Here is a 23421-nt window from a genome sequence, read left to right on the forward strand (position 1 = left end):
AGGAATTATTATGAGTCAATTTTTTTATGTCCACCCAGAAAATCCACAAGCTAGATTAATAAGTCAAGCAGTTGCAATTATTCGAAATGGTGGTGTCGTTGTTTACCCTACTGATTCTGGGTACGCACTCGGGTGCCAGTTAGAAAATAAGCAAGCGTTAGATACAATTTGCCGTATTCGAAAATTGGATGACAAACACAATTTTACTCTACTTTGTAGAGACCTTTCGGAATTGTCATTATATGCTCGTGTAGATAACACGGCTTTCCGTCTACTGAAAAACAATACTCCAGGTGCTTACACGTTTATATTCAAAGGTACCAAAGAGGTGCCGCGTAGGCTGATGAATGCTAAACGTAAAACGATTGGTATCAGGGTACCTGATAATCGTATTGCACTTGATTTATTAGAAGCGCTTGGCGAACCACTCATGTCCACAACACTTATTTTACCGGGTAGTGAAGTGGCTGAATCTGATCCAGAAGAGATTCGAGACAAACTAGAACATACTGTCGATCTAATCATGAATGGTGGTTATCTTGGCGAACAGCCCACAACGGTCATTGATTTTAGCGACGATGAGCCTGTAGTACTTAGGTCAGGTGCAGGAGACCCTTCACCGTTTGAATAGAAGAAGCCTCAGTAGAGGCTTTTTTTTAATCTTTTTCTTTGCTAATCGCAGACAAATACCTATCTAATTCAGACAGAAATCATGTATAATCGTTGCCCGCAATTTTATTGCATTTGTCTCTATCGACTGCCACATAGGCGCGAGACATTTTATTAATTTCTGACGTCTGTGAAGACGACAATAACAGGTATATTGATGAGCGAAAAACTACAGAAGATTTTAGCGAGAGCCGGACACGGCTCAAGACGTGAGCTAGAAACACTAATTAAATCAGGTCGAGTAAGTGTTAACGGTCAAGTGGCCAAACTGGGTGAACGTTTAGAAGACGAAAACGCAGTGATAAGAATGGATGGTCACATTGTATCTATTAAAGATAATGATGAGGCAGTTTGTCGAGTCTTGGCTTACTATAAACCGGAAGGTGAATTGTGTACTCGCCATGATCCTGAAGGGCGTAGAACTGTATTTGATCGCTTACCAAAAATTCGCGGTGCTCGTTGGATCTCTGTTGGACGTTTGGATGCGAATACATCAGGCCTGCTGTTATTTACGACAGACGGTGAATTAGCAAACCGTTTAATGCACCCTAGCCGTCAGGTTGAGCGTGAGTACCTAGTACGCGTATTTGGCGAAATCGACGAAAAGAAAGTTCGCAATGTCGTTAAAGGCGTGAAGCTTGAAGATGGCATGGCACGTTTTGAAGACGTTGTTTACGCTGGTGGTGAAGGTATGAACCACACTTTCTATGTTGTGATCAACGAAGGGCGTAACCGTGAAGTTCGTCGCTTGTGGGAATCTCAGGATACAACGGTAAGTCGTCTTAAGCGTGTACGTTACGGCGATATCTTTCTAGAGAAAACATTGCCACGTGGTGGTTGGATGGAGCTTGAACTTAAAGAAGTAAACTATCTGAGAGAGCTGGTTGAATTGAAACCAGAAAAAAGCACCATGATCGATCAAGATAAAACATCACGTAAGCGAGAGCGTTCACGTCACCAAAAAATTCGTCGTGCAGTGAAGCGTCACGAAGAGAGAGTAAGCGCTCCTAAAGGTCGTGGAAATAGAAATCGTAAGACGAGAAAATAGTCGATAACGATAAATTAACGAATAATAAAAACGGGTTATACAGTGTATAACCCGTTTTTACGTTTAAGTAAGCGAATAAATTTACTTAGTAAACGATTAATCTCTTTTCCAAAAAACATGGCAGAACTTATGTTCAGGTGTACGGCTGACAAGCATTCTAGCAAATACGTCGTCAAGAACATCTGAATCTTCATCAACTAAGCCTATACGCACTTCAGCGTATATGTCTTTGTCTACATCAAAGCCAACTTCTTGAGCCCAGTCACTACCGGTTTCTACTAATTCTGCCGCACCTCTATCTTCGAATTGGGCGGTAAACAAAATAACATCTGCTGGTTCTAGGTTGTCTGGTGCCATTTCTAAAAATATATCGTATGCGGTGTCAATTACATCATCATAAGACATCAATTCATCTTGTTCTTCGTTTAGTGTGCTTTCGCTGTTGTTTTCCATCTTTATTTCCTAGTCAGCTCGGCTCATGTACTTGCTTTCGGTGGTGTTGATTTTCACTTTATCACCGGTAGAAATGTATTCAGGAACCTGAACAGTTAGTCCTGTTGCAAAGCGAGCTGGTTTTGAACGAGCCGATGCGGATGCGCCTTTAATAGAAGGGTCTGTTTCTTCAATTATCATTTCAACTGAGGCTGGTAGTTCAATGCCAGCAGGCTTGTCATTAATTAGGACAACTTGAATTCCAAGAATATCTTCATTGATAAAAAGTAACTCGTCTTTGATATCGTCTCCGTTGAAATTGTATTGACTGTAATCTTCATTATCCATAAAGACGTATTCATCGCCATCAATGTAAGAGAACATAACATTACGTTTAGTCATTTCAACCGTTTCAAGTAATTCATCACTTTTGAATGCTTCTTCTACCTTTCCACCTGTTGCCAAATCTTTAAAACGGAATTTATAGATTTTAGCGCCACCGCGACCACCGGGAGTGGTGATGTCGAAATCTTTAACAAGTAAGATTTTACCGTTTAGGGTTACGGCGAAACCTTTTTTTATATCACTAGCCTTTGGCATTGTTCTGGACCTTTGAATGTATAAGTTGACCAATAAATTGGGGCGCAGAGAATAGAATACAACCTCTGGTTTTAAATCCAATATTAACAAGGCATAATTGAGATTAAAATTAGATTTTGGTTAGGTTTTTCTAACCTTAGGCTTGTTTTTATAGTCAATATCTACATTTTATAATCAATATCTACATATAGAGAGTAACTTAGTGCCATTAGCTGTTATCGATCCTAACGAACCTTTCCAAGATGACTACCGCAGGGTCATCCAAGAGTTAATCCCTGCACTTGAAAGTGGGTTAGGTAATAATCTTCATAGTATCTATCTGTATGGTAGTGTCGCAAGAAAGTGCGCGGTGCCAGGGAAATCCAATTTAGACATAATTATCGTTACGCGCCGCAAGCCGGATGCTAGGTTTCAAACCTTGCTCAGTACAATAAAATGGCGATTTAGAAAAGCGTTCCCATTTATTACTGAACTCTCTTTTCAATTTTCTTTAGTGCAAGAAATTTTGGCAATCGAAAGTGTAATTACCTGGGGGTTCTTGCTTAAACACTGTTGTGTTTGCGTATCTGGAGATGACTTATCTTCTCGTTATGGTGAGTTTGAACCGAGTTGGGAGATCGCAAAATTCTGGAATATGGACGTAGCGCAGTGGTTAAAACGTTACCGAAAGATAATTGCACAGTCGACAAATAGAGAGGAACAGGTTAAACACCAGATAGTGATAGCGAAAAAGCTATTACGATCGAGTTACTCTTTGGTCATGCACAAAGATAAAGGCTGGTACGACGATCCTATTACCTGTGGGCAGCGATTTTTAGATTATTACCCAGACAAAACGGTTGAAATTGAACGGCTTGGGATTCTACTTTCAGGACGATATATTCCAAAACGTTCTGTTATCGGGGTCCTAGATAGCTATGGTAGTTGGCTAGTTAAAGCATATGAAAAAACCGAATTCAGGATAGGTTAAGGGCGGCTTCTGAAGTTACTCTAAGACTTAGTATCAAAATAAACCCAATTGAGGGGCATTGATGCTTTCAAAATCAAGTCCAATAAAGGGCAGAATAGCATCTGCAACGGGCTTTAGTTGCTTATCAATATAGTGCTGATAATCAATCGCACTCTTCCTATATTCTTCTGGCTCTGGACCGTTTAACGTAATGACATATTCAATACGACCACGATTTTGATATTGTTGCGGTCGTCCCATTTTGGCATTAATTTGATCGGCCATGCGGGCAGCTTTAACTTGCGGTGGTATGTTTTTTTGATAATCGCTGAGTTTGCGTCTAAGCCTTTTTTATAGGTTAGCTTATCGTCATAATTCCCATTAAGCGTCGCTTCGACGTATTGGCGGATATAATCACAAGGATCTAAGCCATGAAAAACCATTTCATAAAGTTGTTGTTGGAACTCTTGTGATAAAAGGGTCCAATCTGTACGGGCACTTTCAAGCCCTTTGAAAATAATATTCTCGCTTTCACCTTCTCCTATGAGGCCCGCATAGCGTTTTTTAGATCCGGTTTCAGAACCACGTATTGTTGGCATCAAAAATTTTCTGTAATGGGTTTCATATTCAAGCTCAAGACAAGACTCTAGACCATACTGATTGAGTATGTGATTTGTCCACCAGTCATTAATGTGTCCAACCAGTTCATGGCCAATTTTATCTGCTTCAGATTGAGGCAAAGCTCGTTTCAAAGAAACAAATGTGGAATCAGTATCGCCATAGATAACAAGGTAACCTTGCTCTTCTATCAGTTGTTTCGTTCGTTTCATTATTTCGTGTCCGCGCATCGTGATTGACGAAGCTAGGCGAACATCAAAAAATCGACAACCTGACGATCCAAGAACACCGTAAAAAGAGTTCATTATGATTTTGATTGCTTGAGAAAATGCTTTTTCGTTGTTCTTCTTAGCCACATCTCTCGCGGACCATAAATCTTTAATCATCTTAGGAAGGAAGTGTTTGGTTCTGTGAAACTGTCCTCCCATAAAACCTTCAACCGCTTGGCTTTCTTGGTTTCCAATCGTTAACTTAAGTCCTTCTACTAAACCAAGAGGATCAATCAAAAATGACCGGATAATTGAAGGGTATAAGCTTTTAAAATCCAAAACTAATACAGAGTCGTATAGTCCCGGTAGGGAATCCATAACGTAACCACCAGGACTGGCTTGCCAGTTTTCACTCTGAAGGCTAGGGGCCACGTATCCTGCCCTGTGCAATTGTGGGAGGTATAAATTTGTGAAGGCTGCGACGGAACCGCCCATGCGGTCAAGCTCTATACCAGTCAACCTAGAGCGCTCAATAACAAAATCAATAAGGTGAGTATGTTCAAAGATTCGATTGACCAAAATACAGTCTTGTAAATTGTATTTTGCCAACGCAGGTTTATCACTGCGGAACATGTAATTAATTTCCGCCATTCTGTCATGAACATTATGTATCGCTTTACCTTCGGAAAGTAACTCTTGGGAAACCGATTCCAATGACCAAGAACGGAACGAATAAGTCGCTGTTTTTAAGGTGTCAATACCGTCTAAAACTACTCTGCCTGGTATCGAAATAAAACCTTGTTGGGTTTGATTTGATTGCCTAAAATAGGCGTTCTGACGACCTCTTCCAATCGCTAGTTTCATACCATGCCATTCGGCTCTTTTTATTAACAACCTAAAATCGAAATCAACCACCATCCAACCCAGAATTAGGTCTGGGTCAAACTGTGAAAACCAATCTTCCAGAGCTAGCAAAAGTTGCTTCTCGTTTTCGACCCACTGAATCGGTGTATTACATGGTTCTGGAGACCCTATCATGATCACACGATTATCAAGGGATGAAGCTAGCCCCACAGAGTAAAGAATCCCTTTCTCGGAACATTCAATGTCCAATGAAACATAACTTAGGTTTGGTTGGTAATCCCCTTTACGGCACTTCACTTGCGTTAATTGTGTGTAACCACGCTTTGCGGTTTTATTGCCAGTAAATTCAATACCGCCTTGAATAAAGCGTTCCATTAAATAACGGTCTACTAAGCGAACATCAGATTCTATGGTTTCGATGTCATTGGAGGAGAAAAGCCTAAGAGCTTGAGTGTTGGTGTATTGGGTTGCGCTGTAACATGCGACAACAGGACTCTGTTGAAAGTCTTTCAGTTCTAGAGGTTTAAAATCTATCTGGTAGCCGTGTTCAATGCAAAGAGCTTGTGCTGATTCGACATCTTGTTGCTTAATAAAAAACAGACATTTTTCGGAGTTTATTTTTAATTGTGTGGGGCCTTCATCAGTGTTTAACCAGAGTTCAATCATGGTTGAACCATTGATATCGCGAGCATGACGAGTGAGGATAAACCCTTTTCCTAGATTCAATTTTTAACCTTAGACCTTGAACGTGCTTGGATAGTAGCAATTATTGTTGGCAAATAGCCAGTTGGTAGAGTAGTGTTGTAGCGAATAATAAAACGTATTTATAAAAAATATCGTAAAATTAGTAAGTTGACGAATTTCCCATCTAAGAAATTGTGAAAGTTTGCGCTACGGCTCATATTGTACGTAAGCATTTCTGTTTAAAATAGGTTAAAATCGTTATGGTATTGCGTTCCATTTCTCAAATAGAGATTCGGTTGGCAGAGGTTAGGTGTGTGGAGATACAAGTTTGATAAATGTTTTCCTTGTAGATGATCACGAGCTAGTTCGCACAGGGATAAGACGTATAATTGAAGACGTCCGTGGAATGAACGTAGCAGGGGAAGCTGAAAGCGGTGAAGATTCGGTAAAATGGTGTCGCAGCAATCATGCTGATGTCATACTTATGGACATGAATATGCCCGGTATTGGCGGGTTGGAAGCGACTAAAAAAATATTACGTTTTAATCCAGACGTAAAAATTATCGTGTTAACAGTACATACTGAAAATCCATTCCCAACTAAGGTGATGCAAGCAGGGGCTGCTGGTTATCTTACAAAAGGTGCTGGTCCAGATGAAATGGTTAACGCAATTAGAATGGTCAATAGTGGGCAACGCTATATTTCGCCTGAAATTGCTCAACAAATGGCGTTGAGTCAGTTTTCTTCTGCGTCTGAAAATCCCTTTAAAGATCTTTCAGAGCGTGAATTACAAATCATGCTGATGATCACTAAAGGTCAAAGGGTAACGGACATTTCAGAGCAGTTAAATTTAAGCCCTAAAACAGTCAATAGTTATCGCTATCGACTCTTCAGTAAATTAGATATTAATGGAGATGTGGAATTAACCCATTTAGCCATTCGTCATGGAATGCTAGACACTGAGACATTGTAGTGCCGAGTACCTTTGATTCATTCTCTTTTCTAAGCACAGTAACTAATCAGCCCGGCGTATACAGAATGTATAACGCCGAGTCGGTTATTATTTATGTCGGTAAAGCAAAAGATTTAAAAAAAGGCTGTCTAGCTACTTTCGTAAAAATGTAGACAGTGAAAAGACACGCGCGTTAGTTAGTCATATCGACAAGATCGACGTTACTGTTACTCATACAGAAACCGAAGCATTAATTCTCGAGCACAACTATATCAAGCAGTATTTACCTAAATATAATGTGTTGCTAAGAGATGACAAGTCCTACCCATATATTTTCATTAGTGCTCATAAACACCCTCGTTTGTCTTCACACCGTGGAGCAAAAAGCGAAAAGGTGAATATTATGGACCGTATCCAGATTCTGGTGCGGTGCGGGAAGCACTTCATCTAATACAAAAAATCTTTCCAGTACGTCAGTGTGAAGACACGATTTATGCTAATCGGACAAGACCATGTTTGATGTATCAAATTGGTCGTTGCGCTGCGCCTTGTGTTTCTAGTGTCATCAATGATGAAGAGTACTCTGAGTTAGTCGACATGGTACGACTGTTTTTACAAGGTAAAGATAAACAAGTCATCACTGAACTTATCGAAAAAATGGAAAAAGCGAGTGCGGCACTTCGTTTTGAAGATGCTGCAAAGCTAAGAGATCAAATACAAGCAATAAGAAGAGTACAGGAACAACAGTTCGTTTCAGAAGACAGTATGGATGACTTAGACATCCTAGGGTTCGCTCAAGAAAATGGACTAGCGTGTGTTCATATTTTGATGGTTCGTCAAGGTAAAATATTAGGCAGTCGTAGTCATTTCCCTAAGATCCCAAATAACACAGAACGAGAAGAAGTTTTTTATAGTTTCTTGAGTCAATATTATCTAGGGCATAATGAAGCGCGTACCATCCCTACTAGAATCGTATTAAATAAAGGCTTATTTACAGACATCGAACCGTTGCAAGAGGCGTTGACGAAACTCGCTGGAAGAAAAGTATCTTTCTATCAAGATCCAACTGGGCCACGCGGTCAGTACCTTAAATTAGCAAATACAAATGCACTTACTGCCATTACGACAAAAATAAATCACAAAATGACGATTAAGCAGCGAGTATCAGCGCTACAAGTAGAGATGAATATTGACTCTATTCGTCGTATGGAATGCTTTGATATAAGCCATACGATGGGGGAGAGTACTATTGCTTCCTGTGTCGTGTTTAACCACGAAGGGCCCGTTAAGCACGAATACCGGCGTTACAACATTACGGGTATAACCGGTGGAGATGATTACGCCGCAATGGGCCAAGTCTTAGACAGGCGTTATAGTAAGCAGTTAGATATAGAAAAAATCCCTGATATTGTCTTTATTGATGGTGGTAAAGGGCAGTTGAATCGAGCTTATGAGATTATGTCATCCCATTGGGAAGATTGGCCAAAACGTCCAAAGTTGATCGGAATAGCGAAAGGAGTGACGAGAAAGCCCGGCTTAGAAACGCTAATTACAATTGAAGGTGACGAGTTTAATCTCCCAAGTGATGCACCAGCATTACATCTTATACAACATATTCGCGATGAGAGTCATAATCACGCTATAGCAGGACACAGAGCAAAACGAGCTAAAACACGAAGAACGAGCCCATTAGAAGGGATTGAAGGAATTGGACCTAAAAGACGCCAGTCTTTACTCAAATTTATGGGGGTTACAAGAACTTAAGCGAGCAAGTGTAGAAGATATAAGCAAAATACCGGGAATTAGTGTTTCTTTAGCAGAAAAGATACATCAGTCATTGAAAGAATAGTTTTTTCCCGCACCATTAGTTTGCGGTTTACTAGAGCTAACTAAAATGCGTTTTACCATACCAAATATTCTTACTTTATTACGACTGGTTCTTATACCAGTTTTCGTTGTTGTTTTTTATCTGCCTTATAGTTGGGCTCCATTTGCTGCGGCAATGGTGTTCTGGTTTGCTGCGGTCACTGATTATTTAGATGGCATGCTAGCTCGAAAACTGGGTCAAACCTCTCGTTTCGGTGCATTTCTCGACCCAGTTGCAGATAAAGTAATGGTGGCGACGGCACTGATACTGATTACAGAGCATTACGAGACTATCTGGGTAACAATTCCCGCATTAACTATGATTGCACGAGAAATTATCATCTCAGCGCTACGTGAGTGGATGGCAGAAATTGGAAAACGAGCCAATGTCGCTGTGTCATGGATTGGTAAAGTAAAAACAGTAACACAAATGTTTGCTTTATGGGTGCTGATCTGGCGCTTTGACGATTGGATGATTTGGGTGGGTTACGTTGCCCTTTATATCGCTACAATACTGACTTATTGGTCAATGGTACAATATTTATCCGCCGCAAAAGGTGACCTTTTAGCGAAAGAACATCAGTAAGCTTAAGAATGAATAAAAGGCGGGCAATAGCTCGCTTTTTTTGTATCTGATTTAAATTAAATAAGGTCTCTGAGCTTGCTGTATTTAAGTTATCTAACGGATTTATAGCGGAATTATGCTAGTAAAGTAATCAATTTCGGCAGAACTGATCGCAAAGTAGCCAAACGATACAAAAAACGAAAAATAGTGTTGACTCACCTCGATGAATCCGTAAAATGCGTCCCGTACTCAAGAGGAACTGAATAAGTTTCTTAGGCAAGAGATACAACGGCGCGTTGGCAGAGTGGCTATGCAGCGGATTGCAAATCCGTGGACCTCGGTTCGATTCCGGGACGCGCCTCCATTCCTTTGGGAATGATGCGACACTAGCTCAGTTGGTAGAGCGCAACCTTGCCAAGGTTGAGGTCACGAGTTCGAACCTCGTGTGTCGCTCCAAATTTAAAGAAGCCCTAGCAGAAATGCTGGGGCTTTTTGCATTGTAGGCTAACTAAGTAGCCGAGATGTAGACGAAATTGGTAGAGGGACACTCTTGCCAAGGTTGAGGTCACGAGTTCGAACCTCAAGATGTAAAAAGGAAGCACAAGTGCTTCCTTTTAAAAATTGATTTTTTTAGACTATGCGGCGTCAATAGTCGAAATTAGGCTGTTATCTGAGCCAAAGCTGTTTCTTACATAATCGTCTGCAGCTTGGTCATTTTCCCAATTTTCACCATCAATAAGATAGCGAAATTGAAAAGTATCACCTTTTGGCAAACGAAGCTTTAACGTGAAAGCTTTGTTCTTTTTATTTAATTTCATTGGAGCAGCTTCCCAACCGTTGAAGTCACCAGCAATTGCTACACTAGTTTCTTCACTTTGAGGCCACTCAAAAGTTACTTCAACTTCATCTTTTGTTTTAAAAAAGCGCTTCTTTAACATTTATTTACCCTATAGATACCAAACATGACGCTTAATTTGTAGACGATTTTGTGACGTAGTTCAAGTCTTTTTGACATTTAAGTTATTTTAATGAGATCCGATACGATTGAATTTGAACCATTTTACACGCGCAATCATGCTATAACCCTATATCTGCTATGGTTTTGGTAGAAATGACAGATTAGCGTAAACGTTGAAAAAATAATTTGTTCTTTTTTTTAGGTTTGATTGCTCAGTAGATGTGAAATCAAATTTTAGCAATAAAAGCTCAGTAAACCGCAGTTAGAGTTCAATAGATAGGATATCCAATTGCTACTAGGGACGTTTATGTGCTGTAATTATTAAAATTGTTTATAGGTTATCGCCTGAGTCATTTTTATACTGGAATTTAGATTTGCCAAAAGAAAGCACAGCAGAACGATTATTTACCAATAAAAGGTACGATGCTGAAGCACAACGCGTCGCAGGAAAACTATCAGAGCAAACTTTGATTCGTCATGCAAAATGGCTAGTCAGTATGAGGTATTTGGTCGATCAATCCGATGTGGATTCTATCTTGAGCTCCCAAGAAGAGTTTTGTGAATCGGTTATATTCGAAGAAAAAGAACGTATTACTGAAAATCAAAGAATACTTTTACAATGTGAAAAGTTAAAGGTAATAGAAAGACAAGAACGAATCGAAGAGCGGCAGATCATATTGGATAAAGTGGTAACGCGAGTAGCACTTAAAACAGAAAGAATCATGATAGAGCAGCTAACAAAGCTAGATATCGATAAGTTAATGTGGGGATTTCCTCAATATGGTCACTTCAGTTCATTTGCTTATTCGGCATCCCTTAACTTTGCAAAACTCGGTACTTTGACAACATTAAGTCCATCACTAAAAGCAAACGTTCTTGATTTAGTCGGTAATTCGAAATTCTGTGAGCTGTTAGGAAAGTTTCCTAAACCAACCAAAGATCCCGCTATCGCTATTGGATATATCGGTATTGAAAATTGTCGCCGTTTATTCCCAGTATTAATGGCGAAACCTACTTTGAGATGGTCGGATAAAAATACCAAACTAATCGCACCTAAACTTTGGCAGCAACTTATTGTTACGGCAAACGTAACAAGATTACGCCTTGAAAAAGCAGGCTACAAAGAACCCGATGAAGGGGTTCTACTAGGTACGATACGGTCACTAGCGCAGATTGCGATATGTAATTATTTTTCTCAGTTTTTTGAAGACGCTCTAGTAGAAGTAATGAAAGAATGTAGAGAAGATGAAGATATGGAGTCGTATTTTGCGTGCTCAGAAGTAAAGCCAACGTTGTCGATACTGCCTAATGTCATCTATAAACTCGATCGCTTATTGTCAGAAAGGATTGTAGAGCATATAGACTGGGATCAAAGAGCACTGCATCTACGCAGTGCGCTGCTTGAAGATATTAGTAACGTTCCCATTCTCGAGCGAAGTTTGCACGGAGTTGCGTTGGGGCAGGCAAGGGCATTTACTATCTATGATATGCTAGATAGAAGCTCAGCATTTATAGGCAAACATGCCCCTTATTGGTTTGCAAATGTTCAGCTTGATGGTGAAGCATTAAAATTATTAAAAAATTGCAACCCGGGTAAGTTAACGCTTTCTATGTAGTTTTTAATCAATATGGTGAATTTTTCCACTTTGAGATGAAAAAATAGTCATACAGTTAAAAAGTTAATAATTTTTGGTTGACTCAAATTCTGAATCCAGTAAAGTACAGCCCTGTTCAGGAGGCGAAGTGAATCGCTGAATGAGAATCAAATTTGCGATATTGATTCGTCAGTATCAAGATGGTGTCTAACTAAAATCAGTTAGTAGCATAGCAATAAAGAATTGCGTGCCCTGGTGGTGGAATTGGTAGACACAAGGGATTTAAAATCCCTCGGCTTATGGCTGTGCCGGTTCAAGTCCGGCCCGGGGCACCATCTATTTAAGTCTACGTTTAACTATGTAGCAACGCGACACTAGCTCAGTTGGTAGAGCGCAACCTTGCCAAGGTTGAGGTCACGAGTTCGAACCTCGTGTGTCGCTCCAAATTTAAAGAAACCCTAGCAGAAATGCTGGGGTTTTTTGCATTGTGAGCATAGTACGTGATGTGGACGAAATTGGTAGAGGGACACTCTTGCCAAGGTTGAGGTCAAACCGCGTGTGCGTGGCTTGTGCCAGGAGAATAATTAAAGTGTCTCTTAAATTCACGGCTAAATTGAGATGCACTGTTGTACCCAACCATACGCGCGGCTTCAGAAGCTCGGTATCCATCTAACATAATTAAATCGCGTGCTTTGCTCAGCCTCACTTTTTTTAAGTATTGCAGTGGCGATTCTGTTGTAACCTGTTTGAATACTCTGTGAAAAGCTGGAACGCTCATGAATGCTTCTGCTGCGAGGTCATCAACAGTGAGAGGTGATGCATAGTTTGAATGCAATAAATCGAGTACTTTTGCGAGTTTCGCATAATTTCCTTCGGAATTAGCACGTTCAAACAATATATGCCCCATAGGACCTTTAAGAACACGGTAGGTAATTTCTTTTACAATGTCCGCACCAAGGAATTCTGCCTCAGAATCTATTTGCAAAACCTTCATGAGTCTCAGATAGGCTTCTTCGAGAGGATCTGACATTGACATACAGGTCACGCCAAGCTGGCTGTTTGATAGGGTTGATACACTATCTGTATCATACTGGTCGATATGGCTGATTATAGAATGCAATTGTTTTGGTGCTATATCTATTTTTAGACCCATAATAGGTTTGTTCTCTTCGGTTTCAGACTCACATTCAAGTGGCAGTGGAACGCCTAGTACCACAAAATCACCTTGACCATAAGTCATCTTATGCTCACCAAGATAAATATGTTTGATTCCTTGACCAACAACAATAATGCCAGACTCGTAAAGAAGCGGTTCACGCGGCCTGGCCTTACCCGAACGGTAAAATTTAACACCCGGAATAGCGGTGTTAACTAAACCTTCAAGATTATGCAGTTGCTTTATGTTGATATAGGCGTCCATATAATGGGCTAGTTTACTCACCTTGTACTCCTTAAATTAATACCCTTTTAAAATAGCAAGTGTGATACTTATAGGCAATCAAATGACATTATTAGGTATTTTTATTTCAAATGATTGCGAGTAATATGCAATGCAACAGCCGAGGAAAAACTCGTCTTAACCCTACAATTAGAAACTCGTAATGGAGAAAGTCATGGAATTCACCTATGGAAATTCAACAACAATACTGTTTGGTCAAGGTCAAATAGCCGCAATCAAAAAACAGATTCCAGCAGAAAAGAAAGTACTGGTTATATACGGTGGTGGTTCCATCAAGAGCAATGGCGTTTATGATCAAGTTGCAGCAGCATTGTCTGAGCATCAGTGGCAAGAGTTTTCAGGCGTTGAACCTAATCCAACAGTGGAAACTATGGATAAAGCGGTCGCTATCATTAAAGAGCAGGGTATTGATTTTGTTCTTGCTGTTGGTGGTGGTTCGGTAATTGATGGTTCTAAATACGCAGTAGCAGCAGCCAAATATGATGGCGATGGTTGGGATATTCTCATCGGTAAACATAAAGTGACAGAAGCAGTGCCATTAGCTGCTGTATTGACGTTACCAGCGACAGGTTCAGAATCGAACGCAGGTGCGGTGTTAACTCAAGCTGCCACAAAAACCAAGCTGCCTTTTGGTTCTCCGGCCGTTCAGCCGATTTTTGCTGTGCTTGATCCCGATACAATGAAATCATTGCCTGAACGTCAATTAAAAAATGGCTTGGTTGATGCGTGGGTTCATATTTGTGAGCTTTACGTAACGACGAAAAAAGAAGGCGCAATGGTACAAGACGGTTATTCAGAAGTTCTGTTACGCAACCTCCTTACTTTAGCCAAAGACTACGACTCTCGTGATAACGATGGATGGCGTAGTAACTTAATGTGGACTGCAAACCAAGCGTTATCAGGTCTGATCGGTGCTGGTGTTGCTCAGGATTGGGCAACGCATATGATAGGCCATGAACTGACGGCATTATATGGTGTCGATCATGCTCGTTCACTGGCTATGATTCAGCCAGCGTTATACCGCAACCAAATTGAAGCTAAACGAGCTAAGCTAGAACAAATGGGTACTAATGTATTCGCTTTAGAATCAGGGAGTGATTTAGCGGAAAGAACAATTGAAGCAATCGAAGCGTTTTACCATAGCCTAGATGTCGCGACTCAATTGACAGATAGTGGTTCAGATAAAATTACTACCGTTAAAGATATTCTTGCTAACCTAGAAGCACACGGCATGTCGACACTTGGTGAAAACCAAGCAATTACACTTGATGAAAGCCGAAAAATACTTGAAGCTTCTGTTGCTTAATAAGTTAGAGATTTAAAATATCAGAGCCCCTTGAATTTGATCGTTCAAGGGGCTTTTTTAATGACAACAAAATAAGAGAAAACTTAGCCCCTAAATGTCATTTATCAATTCAATTCAATTCAATTCAAAAGTAGAACAGCTGAAATCTTAGCAAAGTTAATCTCTAAATTATCACATCAATACAGTTGATCTATTTAACAAATAATCTACCACCTTAGGATTATTCTTTCGAGTTTATAGCATTTGCCAGTAATTAAATATGCATTATAAATAATTGTTTTATATCGATTATTACTGTTTTATTGACATGGATCAATTTGTGAGATTGATAATTATATCTACAGTATGTGATCTAGTTAGAAGGTTTCACTGAACTTTTTAAAAACCATGGGTAAGTTATGGGTTTTAGTATTATATTAGTGATATGTATATAAGCTTTTAGTGTTTTAGTTTCTTCTGTTTGTTAGTCGAGTGTATCGCCTTTGGAAGTTACCTAATGCAAACGAGAGATTATGATTTTTATATAAGCATCACATATAACACTTCATTAGTTTTTACGGATAGAAAGCAGGTTATTCAACAAAGATGAAGATGCTGATCAAGAGGTAACGTTTTAAATGAAGAAATTAATCATGCTAGCGATGCTACTTTGTTCTTGGGCGAGTTTCTCCTCTGCCTCAGGAGTAGAGGAGAACGCCACGCTAAAACGAGAAGTCAGCTCAATAACGAGTACTGCTGATCACGCTACCTTTGAAGTGCTTAATCAAGAGTTTGATTACGCACCTGACGTAACAGAAGCGTGCTTGGAATGTCATACCGAAGCTTCAAAGCAACTCCATCAAACTTTCCATTGGACATGGTCCAAAGAGGTGGACGGAGTACAGGTTGGTAAAGCACAAAACGGTTTTAATAACTACTGTGTATCGGCGAAAGGGAATGAGAGCTGTACACAGTGTCATATTGGTTTTGGTTGGCGCAATGAAGACTTTGATTTAGAAGCAGAAGAAAATGTCGACTGCCTTGTTTGTCATGACACTACCGGCACCTATAAAAAATCGTCTGCGTCGTCTGGTCATCCATACTACGAAGATCAAATGATAGGTGGGAAACTACAAAAAGCGGTAGACCTTTCTTACGTAGCAACGCATGTAGGAAACCCGGAACGCGAAAACTGCCTAGCCTGTCATGCTAACGGAGGCGGTGGTAATGGTGTTAAGCATGGTGACACGGACATGTCCCTAGTTCAGCCAGAGTTCGCATTAGATGTGCATATGAGCCCTGAGAAGCTCGACTTCGCTTGCCAAGACTGCCATACCACAAATGACCACCAAATCTCGGGTCGCTACAACGATCGTAAAGCCTTTGTAGACCATGACCTCAACATGGGGCGTTCTGATCGTGATGGCAACAATGTCTCATGTGAATCATGTCATAGTGCGGCACCACACGACGATAGAGATATTGATAATCACACCGCCAAAGTGGCTTGTACGTCATGTCACATACCAGAAATGGCTCGTGGGCCTTACCTAACCAAACTTTCTTGGGACTGGTCGACAGCAGGGAAAACTAAAGACGGCAAACCTTATGTAGAAGACGAAATCTTTGATGGTGTCGAAAATCACTCATATATGAGTAAAAAAGGCACATTCACGTGGGGTAAAAATGTGGTTCCGGAGTACCGTTGGTACAAAGGCGAACTTAATCAAATGACGCTATTGGATACTATAGATCCCAATAACGCACCTATTGATATCAACCCGCCAACGGGTAGCTATAACGACCCTGATGCACGTATCTGGCCTTTTAAAATCCATAAAGGTAATCAACCTTACGATACCGAGTTAAACAGAATTTTACCTATCAAATTATACGGTAAAGCTTCGTCTGGCGCGCTTTGGACAACATTAGATTGGGACAAAGCCTTAGAAGCCGGTGCAAAATTGAATCATGTTGAATTTAGCGGTAATTACGACTTCGTTGAAACTAATGGTTATTGGCCAATTAAACACATGGTAGCGCCAGCGGACCAAGCCGTGAAGTGCTCGGCTTGTCACAGTAATCAAAGCCGATTAAATGGATTGAACGATTTTTATTTAGTGGGTCGCGACAGCTATACCTTGGTTGAATGGTTTGGAGCCATTGCAATTTGGGGTGGATTGGCCGGCGTGATTTTGCATGCGCTAGGAAGAATAATCACGATGCGCAATCGTAAGCAACAGACTAACCAGAAGTAACAATTACGGGAAATTATGATGAACAAGACAGTTGTAATATTTAAACGTTTTGAACGCTTCTGGCACTGGGGACAAGCTGCATTAGTATTGCTGCTTATCGTAACCGGCCTGGAGCTACACGGAACTATCGACCTTTTAGGTTTTGGAAAAAGTTCGCACTTTCACCATTTCGCTGGGTTTATTTGGGCGGCGTTGGTCGTGATGATATTTACGTGGGTATTCACTACTGGTGAATGGAAGCAATTTGTACCAGATATGAAAGGCATTGACGGGGTATTGCGATTCTATCTGTACGGGGTTTTTGTTGGTGAACCACATCCTCACCATATGTCTCCAGTAAACAAGTTTAACCCATTACAAAGAGTCGCCTATCTTGGTCTGTTGTTTGTACTAATCCCGCTGCAAATAATCACAGGGTTAATCTTCTTTTTCTTTCCAGAATTGCGCGCTGCAGGGTTTATCGACCATATAGGGATAGTTGCAGCAATACACACGTTTTGTGCTTATTCGGTTATCGCTTTCCTTGTGGTGCATTTATATCTTATTACGCTTGGCCAGAAGTTATCTAGTCATATGAAAGCGATGCTGTCAGGCAAAGAAGAGATCGAATAACAAAGAATTTTAAATTGAAAAACAGAGGGTTTTACCATGAAAAAAATAATTTTGGGTCTGTTAGCCGCAATGATGTCCTTCGGTGCATGTGCAGATGCCGCAGAGGGACAAGAGTATTATTTAGAATACCTGCGTCCGTATTTTGGTTATAACGGCCAAGATTTTGCAGAACAGCATCTAAAAGTGGAATGGAAACGCTATTTCAAAAAAGATGCGAAAAGATTTATCAAAACATACAGTAAAAAACATCCTGAATCAGCTGAATTCCTCGCAAGCGAAGATTTCCAAAAAATCGCACCGCATATTGCCGATTTTGCAATTAAGTACGCAGCGGATAGTGGTGAGCTGGCTGCTTGTAACTAGTTAAATCTAACGGTCGACAAAAAGTCTATTCATAATTTGGAGAAAACAAAATGTTAAAACATTCGCTGATTATTACATCGTTGCTGTTTGCGCCAATGTCGCTAATGGCTGAAGAGGTAGTAGGTAAAGTTCAATCCATTTCTACCAACGCCAAGGTTATTCAATACCTAAACCCTAAAACCAAAGAAGTTACGGTTATAAAATTTACCGACCAGACGAAATTAGTTGATGCTGAGTCGTTTAAAGACCTTACCGTAAATACCAAGTTTAAGGCGACAATAGACGAAAATGGTGTCGCAACCAAAATTAAGAGAGTATTGGTTAAACTTCCAGCAGAACAGGTCATCGATACGGATACGCTATCTGAGCTATTAGATGAAGGCGAACCAGTCTTCATTGGTGATGCACGTCCACTGAACGTTTATAACGTAGGTCATATACCAACATCCAAGGCGACACCATCTAATAAGTTAAAAGAGAATCTTAATTGGCTACCTAAAGATAAAGATGCCTTAATCGTATTCTATTGTGGTGGTGTTACCTGCCCGTTAAGTCCCGCCGCGCTTAAGATCGCGATGGCAAACGGCTACACCAATGTAAAAGCCTATGTAGAAGGTTTCCCTGCATGGAAAGGTGAGGTTTATCCAGCACACGTGAACGCAGACTGGGTTAAAAAGAACCTCGATAAACACCATGTGATTTTGGATGTTCGCGCTAACCCAGCAATGTCAGTAAAAGGAGCAGTAACACTGCCTTCTGAAGAACTTTCTGCAATGCATGAGAAGATGAATAAAGAGAAGGTGCCAACAAATAAACGCACTATCTTTAATTTGAGAGATAAAAAGGCACCAATAATTATCGTTGCTAATACGGCGGATGCAGATGAAGCTATTGAAGCCTATGAAGTGCTTACTTTTTGGAAATTTAAGAATGTTGTCATCTTAAAAGAAGGCATGGAAGGTTGGGCAGCTGCAAAACTGCCTGAAGATAAAGTAGCGACTGAACTTGTCTATGAGAAAAAACTGGCTAAGGGTGCAGTTGAAGAGTCGGTCTTTGTGAAGGCGGCTAAAGAAGGCACAGCAATGATTATCGATGTTCGAGATGCTGGCGAAGTAAACCACGGCGCGGTGAAAGGATCTGTTAATATTCCTTTAGGTGAGCTAGACCAAAACCTCGCTAAGATCCCTAAAGATAAACTGGTCATTTTACACTGTGTCGGTGGTGCACGTGCTTCACTTGGATATACCTTACTGACTAAGAAGGGCTACACAAACGTTAAGTTCTTAAACGACACCTTTGCTGATGTTGCAAAAGATAACGGTATTGAATTGATGTAAAAAAAGGCCATGCGTTAATGAGTTAACGCATGGCCTCTCTTCTATAGCGAGTGGAACTACGAACTCAGAATACGTGAAGAATCGAGTGATACTTGTCTCTTATATGCTCAATAAGTAGCTGTATTTTCTTTGGCACCTGCTTGGTGTAGGGGTATACCGCATAGATACCTAATTTCTTTGCGACCAAGTCTGGAAAAATATCGACTAAATCACCAGCCACAATGTCATCGTAAACCAATACAGAAGGCATATAAGCGATACCACGCCCTCCTAGAGTTGCTCTTCGCAGCGCTGAAGCGTCATCGGTAGCGAAATTACCTGCCACAGTAATAATGTAATCCCCATCTTTACCTTTAAACTCCCATTCGGTTGCGCCACTTGTTTGATAGGTATATTTAAGGCAGTTGTGCTTAACGAGATCAGAAGGAATAAAAGGGCGGCCTTTAGATTGAATATAGTCGGGTGAGGCGCAAACAACCCATTGAGAGTCAGTAATGTGTCGTGCTATTAAACTTGAGTCTTCTAAATGACCGGTTCGAATGACCAAATCGTAGCCTTCTTCCACTAAATCTACAAACCGATTATTCAGGTTCATTTCTATATTGATACCAGGGTAAAGATTACAAAATTCGGCAATCGTATCCGCCAATACCAGCCGACCAGAAATTGTTGGTACAGACATTCGTATGTTGCCGCTAATTGCGTCCCCATAACCAGAGAGCGCTTCTTGACCATCTAACACCGCTTGTTTCACAGTTTTAGCATGTTCTAACAGGGTGGCCCCCGCTTCTGTAAGCGTTAGTTTTCGAGTCGTACGGTAAAGCAGAGCAACACCAAGCTCTTTCTCTAACCGTGTAATTCTCTTGCTAACTACTGAATTTGTAAGGTTATTTTTTTCAGCAGCTTTGCTAAAGCTGCTAAGTTCAATGACCTGTGCAAAGAGCAATAAATCATCTGCATTCATACATTATATCTTATTTGGAAATAATTAATTTCATTATTTCCCTATATCGCTCAAAGATAAAGGACTATTGTTGAAAAAGTAAACATAACAATAACTCACACAAGATAAACGCAATGAGGCCACAATACATGCGTATTTACCCTACGAAGCCGAATAAAGTCTATTTTTACGCCACTTGCTTAGTGGATATGTTTGACCCAGACGCCGGGTTAAATGCAATGCGTCTCATGGAAAACGAGGGACTAGAGGTTATCTTCGTTGAAAAGCAGACCTGTTGCGGCCAGCCAGCTTACACCACGGGCTACGATGATGAAGCAAAAAAAATCGCTTTGAGTCAGATAGCGCTGTTTCCAGAACAATATCCAGTTGTTGTTTTGTCTGGCTCTTGTGGAGGTATGATGCATCATCATTATCAACGCTTGTTTAAAGGGGATAAACAGGAGTCTTCGGTAAATCAATTTTGCGACCGTGTATTTGAGTTGACAGAATTTCTAGTTAACGTATGTCGAACAAAACTAACGGACAAAGGAGAGCAAAGTAGCGTAGTGATGCATACATCGTGCGCGGCAAGACGTGAAATGAATGTTCATGTTACCGCAACTCAGCTCCTAGACCAGTTAGATAATGTAGAACTTAAGAAACAGGCTTATGAAGAGGAATGTTGCGGGTTTGGCGGTACTTTTTCGGTAAAACACCCAAATATTAGCCAGGCTATGGTCGAGGACAAAACAAAACACATAGAAGCGGTAGGTGCGGATACGTTAGTGAGCGCAGATTGGGGGTGTTTACTCAATATTAATGGTGCGTATGAGTATCAAGGAAAAGCAATTAGAGGGCAGCATATCGCGAGCTTTATAATTGAACGAATAGGAGGAGCTCACTAATGTCACAGACGCCTCAAGACTTCCATACTCAAGCAAAAACCGCCCTACAAGATAAGCAATTACGGGCAAATTTCCGTGGTGCGATGGATTACCTACGAGATAAACGAAAAACGGCGTTCTCAGATCAAGACGAAGAGACGGCAATTCGTGATCTTTCAGAAGCTATCAGACAACGATGTTTAAGTAAGTTACCAACACTGCTCGAACAGCTTGAACAAAACTGTATCGCGAATGGCATTCAAGTCCATTGGGCAGAAGACGCTCAGCAAGCAAACAGTATTGTCGCGGATATCGCTAATCGAGTGGATGGTAAGTTTGTTATCAAAGGTAAATCGATGGTGAGCGAAGAGATTGAACTCAACCACGAAATGGCAAAGATAGGTATTGAATGCCTAGAAAGTGATATGGGGGAATATATTGTCCAACTTGATGGTGATAAGCCATCACATATTATCATGCCGGCAATACACAAAAATAAACAGGAAGTAAGCGATACCTTCGAACAAAACCTAGATGATTTTTCACCAACAGTTGATGTGGATGAATTGATTCAAACTGGGCGTACGCGGTTACGTCGTAAGTTTCATGATGCGGATATAGGATTGTCAGGTGTCAATTTTGCCGTAGCAGAAACGGGCACACTGTGTCTTGTAGAAAACGAAGGTAATGGCCGCATGACCACAACCGTGCCTAACGTCCACATTGCCATTACCGGTATCGAGAAGGTTGTCGAGTTTCTATCTGACGTTCCTCCGCTATATAGTGCGCTAACTCGCTCAGCGACGGGACAAGCAATCAGTACTTATTTCAACATGATAACCTCACCGAGAAAACCAGGTGAAAAAGATGGGCCTCAAGAGGTACATCTAGTTTTACTCGATAACGGTAGAACTCAAGCGTATAGAGACGAAGAATTACGAAAGACTCTTCAGTGTATACGCTGTGGAGCCTGCATGAATCATTGCCCGGTGTACACTAAAATTGGTGGACACGCATACGGTACAGTTTATCCGGGGCCTATAGGGAAAATTATCTCACCTCACTTGCTAGGTATAGAACAAACTAAGCATTTGGTTACCGCGTCAAGCTTATGCGGTGCCTGTGGTGAAGTGTGCCCCGTGCGTATTCCTATCCCAGAAATGCTGCAACGATTAAGGCGAGAAGCAAAGAATCCTGAGCCGGTAGGTACTTTACCCTTAGATGGTCAGGCGTCTGCGGCCAGTAAAACAGAATCATTGGCGATAAAAAGCTTCGCCTACGCAGCAACTCATCCAAACCTCTATCACTTTGGTACAGGTGCAACAGCCAAGCTAAGAGGACTTATGCCCAAAAACATAGGCCCATGGACACAATGCCGAACAGCACCACAACCTGCGAAAAAAACACTACACCAAACAATGAAAGAGAACAAAAGGGGCGGACAATGAGTTTACATAATTCACAAATGGGTTCTCAAAGTGCGAGAAACAATATCTTACAACGGTTGAAGCAGGCGAAAGTGCAACCGTTGGATAAAGAAACCCAACAATATCTGCCTTGGGGAGAAGTAGACCAACCGAATCAGGCTGATAAAACTAAGCGCTTTGTTGCGATGATGACAGCCAATCATGCTGAGGTCATGTCAATCTCAAGAAATGAGCTACAAGGGGCGATCCAACAGGTTGTTGCTAAGAAGGGATGTGAAAAGGCGGCGGTAGGAACATCAGGTAAATATCATGCTGATTTTATTCAGGGAATAGAAAACCTAGAGGTAACGCAATTCACGAATAAGATAGAAGGGTGGAAGACCAAGTTATTTGAACAGGTTGATGTGGGAATTACACACACCTTGAACGGTATAGCAGATACAGGAGCCTTGGTGTTATGGCCTAGTATTGAAGAGCCTCGAACATTATCACTGGTTCCTCCATGCCATATCGCTGTAATGGACGAATCGACAATATTAAGCAACTTTCCCGAAGTAATGATGAAACATCAGTGGAACAAATCAATGCCGACTAACGCCCTGTTAATCTCTGGCCCTTCTAAGACCGCAGATATTCAGCAGACTCTCGCTTATGGCGCTCATGGACCCAGTGAGTTAGTGGTGTTGATCATAAAAGATGAGTGAAAAGTAACAAAATAGGATGAAAATGAAGCGAACTAGCCATTTTTTGTTCGGTTAAACAATTAATTAAAGAAATAAGCTTGACCTATTTTTTAAAATGAGTAAATTAGCCGCCACACGAGAGAACATTCCCGTGTGAAACA

General features: G+C 40.8%; 19 protein-coding genes, 4 tRNA genes and 2 pseudogenes. 19 read left to right on the plus strand and 6 right to left on the minus strand.

Annotated elements, in window-relative coordinates; genetic code table 11:
* Positions 1-10: 10 nt before the first annotated feature.
* On the plus strand, positions 11-631 hold the full coding sequence (locus tag PGX00_RS08310; protein ID WP_272135205.1) for an L-threonylcarbamoyladenylate synthase: 621 nt from the start codon (positions 11-13) through the stop codon (positions 629-631).
* A gap of 195 nt (positions 632-826) precedes the next feature.
* A complete protein-coding gene (gene rluB / locus PGX00_RS08315) occupies positions 827-1717 on the plus strand; it encodes a 23S rRNA pseudouridine(2605) synthase RluB (RefSeq protein ID WP_272135207.1) in 891 nt (296 codons plus the stop codon).
* A gap of 96 nt (positions 1718-1813) precedes the next feature.
* On the opposite strand, the gene PGX00_RS08320 is transcribed toward rluB, so the two are convergent.
* Positions 1814-2170 (minus strand): HI1450 family dsDNA-mimic protein, encoded by a 357-nt coding sequence (locus PGX00_RS08320; protein WP_272135209.1) that lies wholly within the window; start codon positions 2168-2170, stop codon positions 1814-1816.
* A 9-nt stretch (positions 2171-2179) separates the two neighbouring features.
* Positions 2180-2749, minus strand: a complete 570-nt coding sequence (gene efpL / locus PGX00_RS08325) for an elongation factor P-like protein EfpL (RefSeq protein ID WP_272135211.1) — start codon at positions 2747-2749, stop codon at positions 2180-2182.
* A 202-nt stretch (positions 2750-2951) separates the two neighbouring features.
* Between efpL and PGX00_RS08330 the strand changes: the two genes are divergently transcribed.
* Positions 2952-3719, plus strand: a complete 768-nt coding sequence (locus PGX00_RS08330) for a nucleotidyltransferase domain-containing protein (protein WP_272135213.1) — start codon at positions 2952-2954, stop codon at positions 3717-3719.
* Positions 3720-3752: 33 nt separating this feature from the next.
* Here the strand turns inward: PGX00_RS08330 and PGX00_RS08335 are convergent.
* A pseudogene (locus PGX00_RS08335) lies at positions 3753-6115 on the minus strand (DNA polymerase II).
* A 286-nt stretch (positions 6116-6401) separates the two neighbouring features.
* Here PGX00_RS08335 and uvrY point away from each other — a divergent pair.
* The 5 genes and pseudogenes from uvrY (at position 6402) to PGX00_RS08360 (ending at position 9912) form a co-directional block, all read left to right on the plus strand.
* Entirely contained in the window at positions 6402-7046 is a 645-nt protein-coding gene (uvrY, locus tag PGX00_RS08340) for a UvrY/SirA/GacA family response regulator transcription factor (protein WP_272135215.1), read from the plus strand.
* Positions 7046-8874, plus strand: a pseudogene (gene uvrC / locus PGX00_RS08345) (excinuclease ABC subunit UvrC). The gene uvrY and the pseudogene uvrC overlap by 1 nt, the downstream one beginning before the upstream one ends.
* Before the next feature lie 45 nt (positions 8875-8919).
* Positions 8920-9477, plus strand: coding sequence for a CDP-diacylglycerol--glycerol-3-phosphate 3-phosphatidyltransferase (gene pgsA / locus PGX00_RS08350; protein ID WP_272135217.1), 558 nt, complete (start codon positions 8920-8922; stop codon positions 9475-9477).
* Positions 9478-9746: 269 nt separating this feature from the next.
* Positions 9747-9820: transfer RNA gene (locus PGX00_RS08355), tRNA-Cys, on the plus strand.
* A gap of 16 nt (positions 9821-9836) precedes the next feature.
* Positions 9837-9912 (plus strand) — tRNA-Gly (locus PGX00_RS08360).
* Positions 9913-10091: 179 nt separating this feature from the next.
* Here PGX00_RS08360 and PGX00_RS08365 read toward each other — a convergent pair.
* Positions 10092-10394: an isoamylase early set domain-containing protein gene (locus tag PGX00_RS08365; protein WP_272135219.1), complete on the minus strand. Its 303-nt coding sequence runs from the start codon at positions 10392-10394 to the stop codon at positions 10092-10094.
* Positions 10395-10788: 394 nt separating this feature from the next.
* On the opposite strand from PGX00_RS08365, the gene PGX00_RS08370 reads away from it, so the two are divergent.
* The 3 genes from PGX00_RS08370 (at position 10789) to PGX00_RS08380 (ending at position 12453) form a co-directional block, all read left to right on the plus strand.
* A complete protein-coding gene (locus PGX00_RS08370; protein WP_272135221.1) occupies positions 10789-12030 on the plus strand; it encodes an HDOD domain-containing protein in 1242 nt (413 codons plus the stop codon).
* A gap of 228 nt (positions 12031-12258) precedes the next feature.
* A tRNA-Leu gene (locus PGX00_RS08375) sits at positions 12259-12344 on the plus strand.
* Positions 12345-12377: 33 nt separating this feature from the next.
* Positions 12378-12453: transfer RNA gene (locus PGX00_RS08380), tRNA-Gly, on the plus strand.
* A 103-nt stretch (positions 12454-12556) separates the two neighbouring features.
* Here PGX00_RS08380 and PGX00_RS08385 read toward each other — a convergent pair.
* A complete protein-coding gene (locus PGX00_RS08385) occupies positions 12557-13450 on the minus strand; it encodes an AraC family transcriptional regulator (protein WP_272135224.1) in 894 nt (297 codons plus the stop codon).
* 172 nt (positions 13451-13622) lie between these two features.
* On the opposite strand from PGX00_RS08385, the gene PGX00_RS08390 reads away from it, so the two are divergent.
* The 5 genes from PGX00_RS08390 (at position 13623) to PGX00_RS08410 (ending at position 19323) form a co-directional block, all read left to right on the plus strand.
* On the plus strand, positions 13623-14774 hold the full coding sequence (locus PGX00_RS08390) for an iron-containing alcohol dehydrogenase (protein ID WP_272135226.1): 1152 nt from the start codon (positions 13623-13625) through the stop codon (positions 14772-14774).
* A 617-nt stretch (positions 14775-15391) separates the two neighbouring features.
* Entirely contained in the window at positions 15392-17011 is a 1620-nt protein-coding gene (locus PGX00_RS08395; protein WP_272135228.1) for a tetrathionate reductase family octaheme c-type cytochrome, read from the plus strand.
* Positions 17012-17029: 18 nt separating this feature from the next.
* Complete coding sequence (locus tag PGX00_RS08400) at positions 17030-17623, plus strand: cytochrome b/b6 domain-containing protein (protein WP_272135230.1); 594 nt, start codon at positions 17030-17032, stop codon at positions 17621-17623.
* Positions 17624-17659: 36 nt separating this feature from the next.
* On the plus strand, positions 17660-17986 hold the full coding sequence (locus PGX00_RS08405) for a hypothetical protein (protein WP_272135233.1): 327 nt from the start codon (positions 17660-17662) through the stop codon (positions 17984-17986).
* A gap of 50 nt (positions 17987-18036) precedes the next feature.
* Positions 18037-19323, plus strand: a complete 1287-nt coding sequence (locus PGX00_RS08410; protein WP_272135235.1) for a rhodanese-like domain-containing protein — start codon at positions 18037-18039, stop codon at positions 19321-19323.
* A gap of 64 nt (positions 19324-19387) precedes the next feature.
* On the opposite strand, the gene PGX00_RS08415 is transcribed toward PGX00_RS08410, so the two are convergent.
* Positions 19388-20287 (minus strand): LysR family transcriptional regulator, encoded by a 900-nt coding sequence (locus tag PGX00_RS08415; protein ID WP_272135237.1) that lies wholly within the window; start codon positions 20285-20287, stop codon positions 19388-19390.
* A 128-nt stretch (positions 20288-20415) separates the two neighbouring features.
* On the opposite strand from PGX00_RS08415, the gene PGX00_RS08420 reads away from it, so the two are divergent.
* Genes PGX00_RS08420 through PGX00_RS08430 form a run of 3 tightly spaced genes read left to right on the plus strand, consistent with a single transcriptional unit; the run spans position 20416 to position 23281 of the window.
* Positions 20416-21171: a (Fe-S)-binding protein gene (locus tag PGX00_RS08420; protein WP_272135239.1), complete on the plus strand. Its 756-nt coding sequence runs from the start codon at positions 20416-20418 to the stop codon at positions 21169-21171.
* Entirely contained in the window at positions 21171-22598 is a 1428-nt protein-coding gene (locus tag PGX00_RS08425) for a LutB/LldF family L-lactate oxidation iron-sulfur protein (RefSeq protein ID WP_272135241.1), read from the plus strand. Before PGX00_RS08420 ends, PGX00_RS08425 begins: the two co-directional genes overlap by 1 nt.
* A complete protein-coding gene (locus tag PGX00_RS08430; RefSeq protein ID WP_272135242.1) occupies positions 22595-23281 on the plus strand; it encodes a LutC/YkgG family protein in 687 nt (228 codons plus the stop codon). Before PGX00_RS08425 ends, PGX00_RS08430 begins: the two co-directional genes overlap by 4 nt.
* The last annotated feature ends 140 nt before the right edge of the window (positions 23282-23421 follow it).

This window comes from Vibrio algarum (assembly GCF_028204155.1).
Taxonomy (GTDB): domain Bacteria; phylum Pseudomonadota; class Gammaproteobacteria; order Enterobacterales; family Vibrionaceae; genus Vibrio; species Vibrio algarum.

Excerpts from the sequence above, each read along its gene's own strand:
- efpL (WP_272135211.1), bottom strand. The coding sequence starts at position 2,749 with ATGCCAAAGGCTAGTGATATAAAAAAAGGTTTCGCCGTAACCCTAAAC.
- PGX00_RS08415 (WP_272135237.1), bottom strand. The coding sequence starts at position 20,287 with ATGAATGCAGATGATTTATTGCTCTTTGCACAGGTCATTGAACTTAGC.
- pgsA (WP_272135217.1), top strand. The coding sequence starts at position 8,920 with ATGCGTTTTACCATACCAAATATTCTTACTTTATTACGACTGGTTCTT.
- PGX00_RS08390 (WP_272135226.1), top strand. The coding sequence starts at position 13,623 with ATGGAATTCACCTATGGAAATTCAACAACAATACTGTTTGGTCAAGGT.
- PGX00_RS08430 (WP_272135242.1), top strand. The coding sequence starts at position 22,595 with ATGAGTTTACATAATTCACAAATGGGTTCTCAAAGTGCGAGAAACAAT.
- rluB (WP_272135207.1), top strand. The coding sequence starts at position 827 with ATGAGCGAAAAACTACAGAAGATTTTAGCGAGAGCCGGACACGGCTCA.
- PGX00_RS08395 (WP_272135228.1), top strand. The coding sequence starts at position 15,392 with ATGAAGAAATTAATCATGCTAGCGATGCTACTTTGTTCTTGGGCGAGT.
- PGX00_RS08320 (WP_272135209.1), bottom strand. The coding sequence starts at position 2,170 with ATGGAAAACAACAGCGAAAGCACACTAAACGAAGAACAAGATGAATTG.
- PGX00_RS08365 (WP_272135219.1), bottom strand. The coding sequence starts at position 10,394 with ATGTTAAAGAAGCGCTTTTTTAAAACAAAAGATGAAGTTGAAGTAACT.
- PGX00_RS08410 (WP_272135235.1), top strand. The coding sequence starts at position 18,037 with ATGTTAAAACATTCGCTGATTATTACATCGTTGCTGTTTGCGCCAATG.
- PGX00_RS08420 (WP_272135239.1), top strand. The coding sequence starts at position 20,416 with ATGCGTATTTACCCTACGAAGCCGAATAAAGTCTATTTTTACGCCACT.
- PGX00_RS08425 (WP_272135241.1), top strand. The coding sequence starts at position 21,171 with ATGTCACAGACGCCTCAAGACTTCCATACTCAAGCAAAAACCGCCCTA.
- PGX00_RS08405 (WP_272135233.1), top strand. The coding sequence starts at position 17,660 with ATGAAAAAAATAATTTTGGGTCTGTTAGCCGCAATGATGTCCTTCGGT.
- PGX00_RS08400 (WP_272135230.1), top strand. The coding sequence starts at position 17,030 with ATGAACAAGACAGTTGTAATATTTAAACGTTTTGAACGCTTCTGGCAC.
- PGX00_RS08310 (WP_272135205.1), top strand. The coding sequence starts at position 11 with ATGAGTCAATTTTTTTATGTCCACCCAGAAAATCCACAAGCTAGATTA.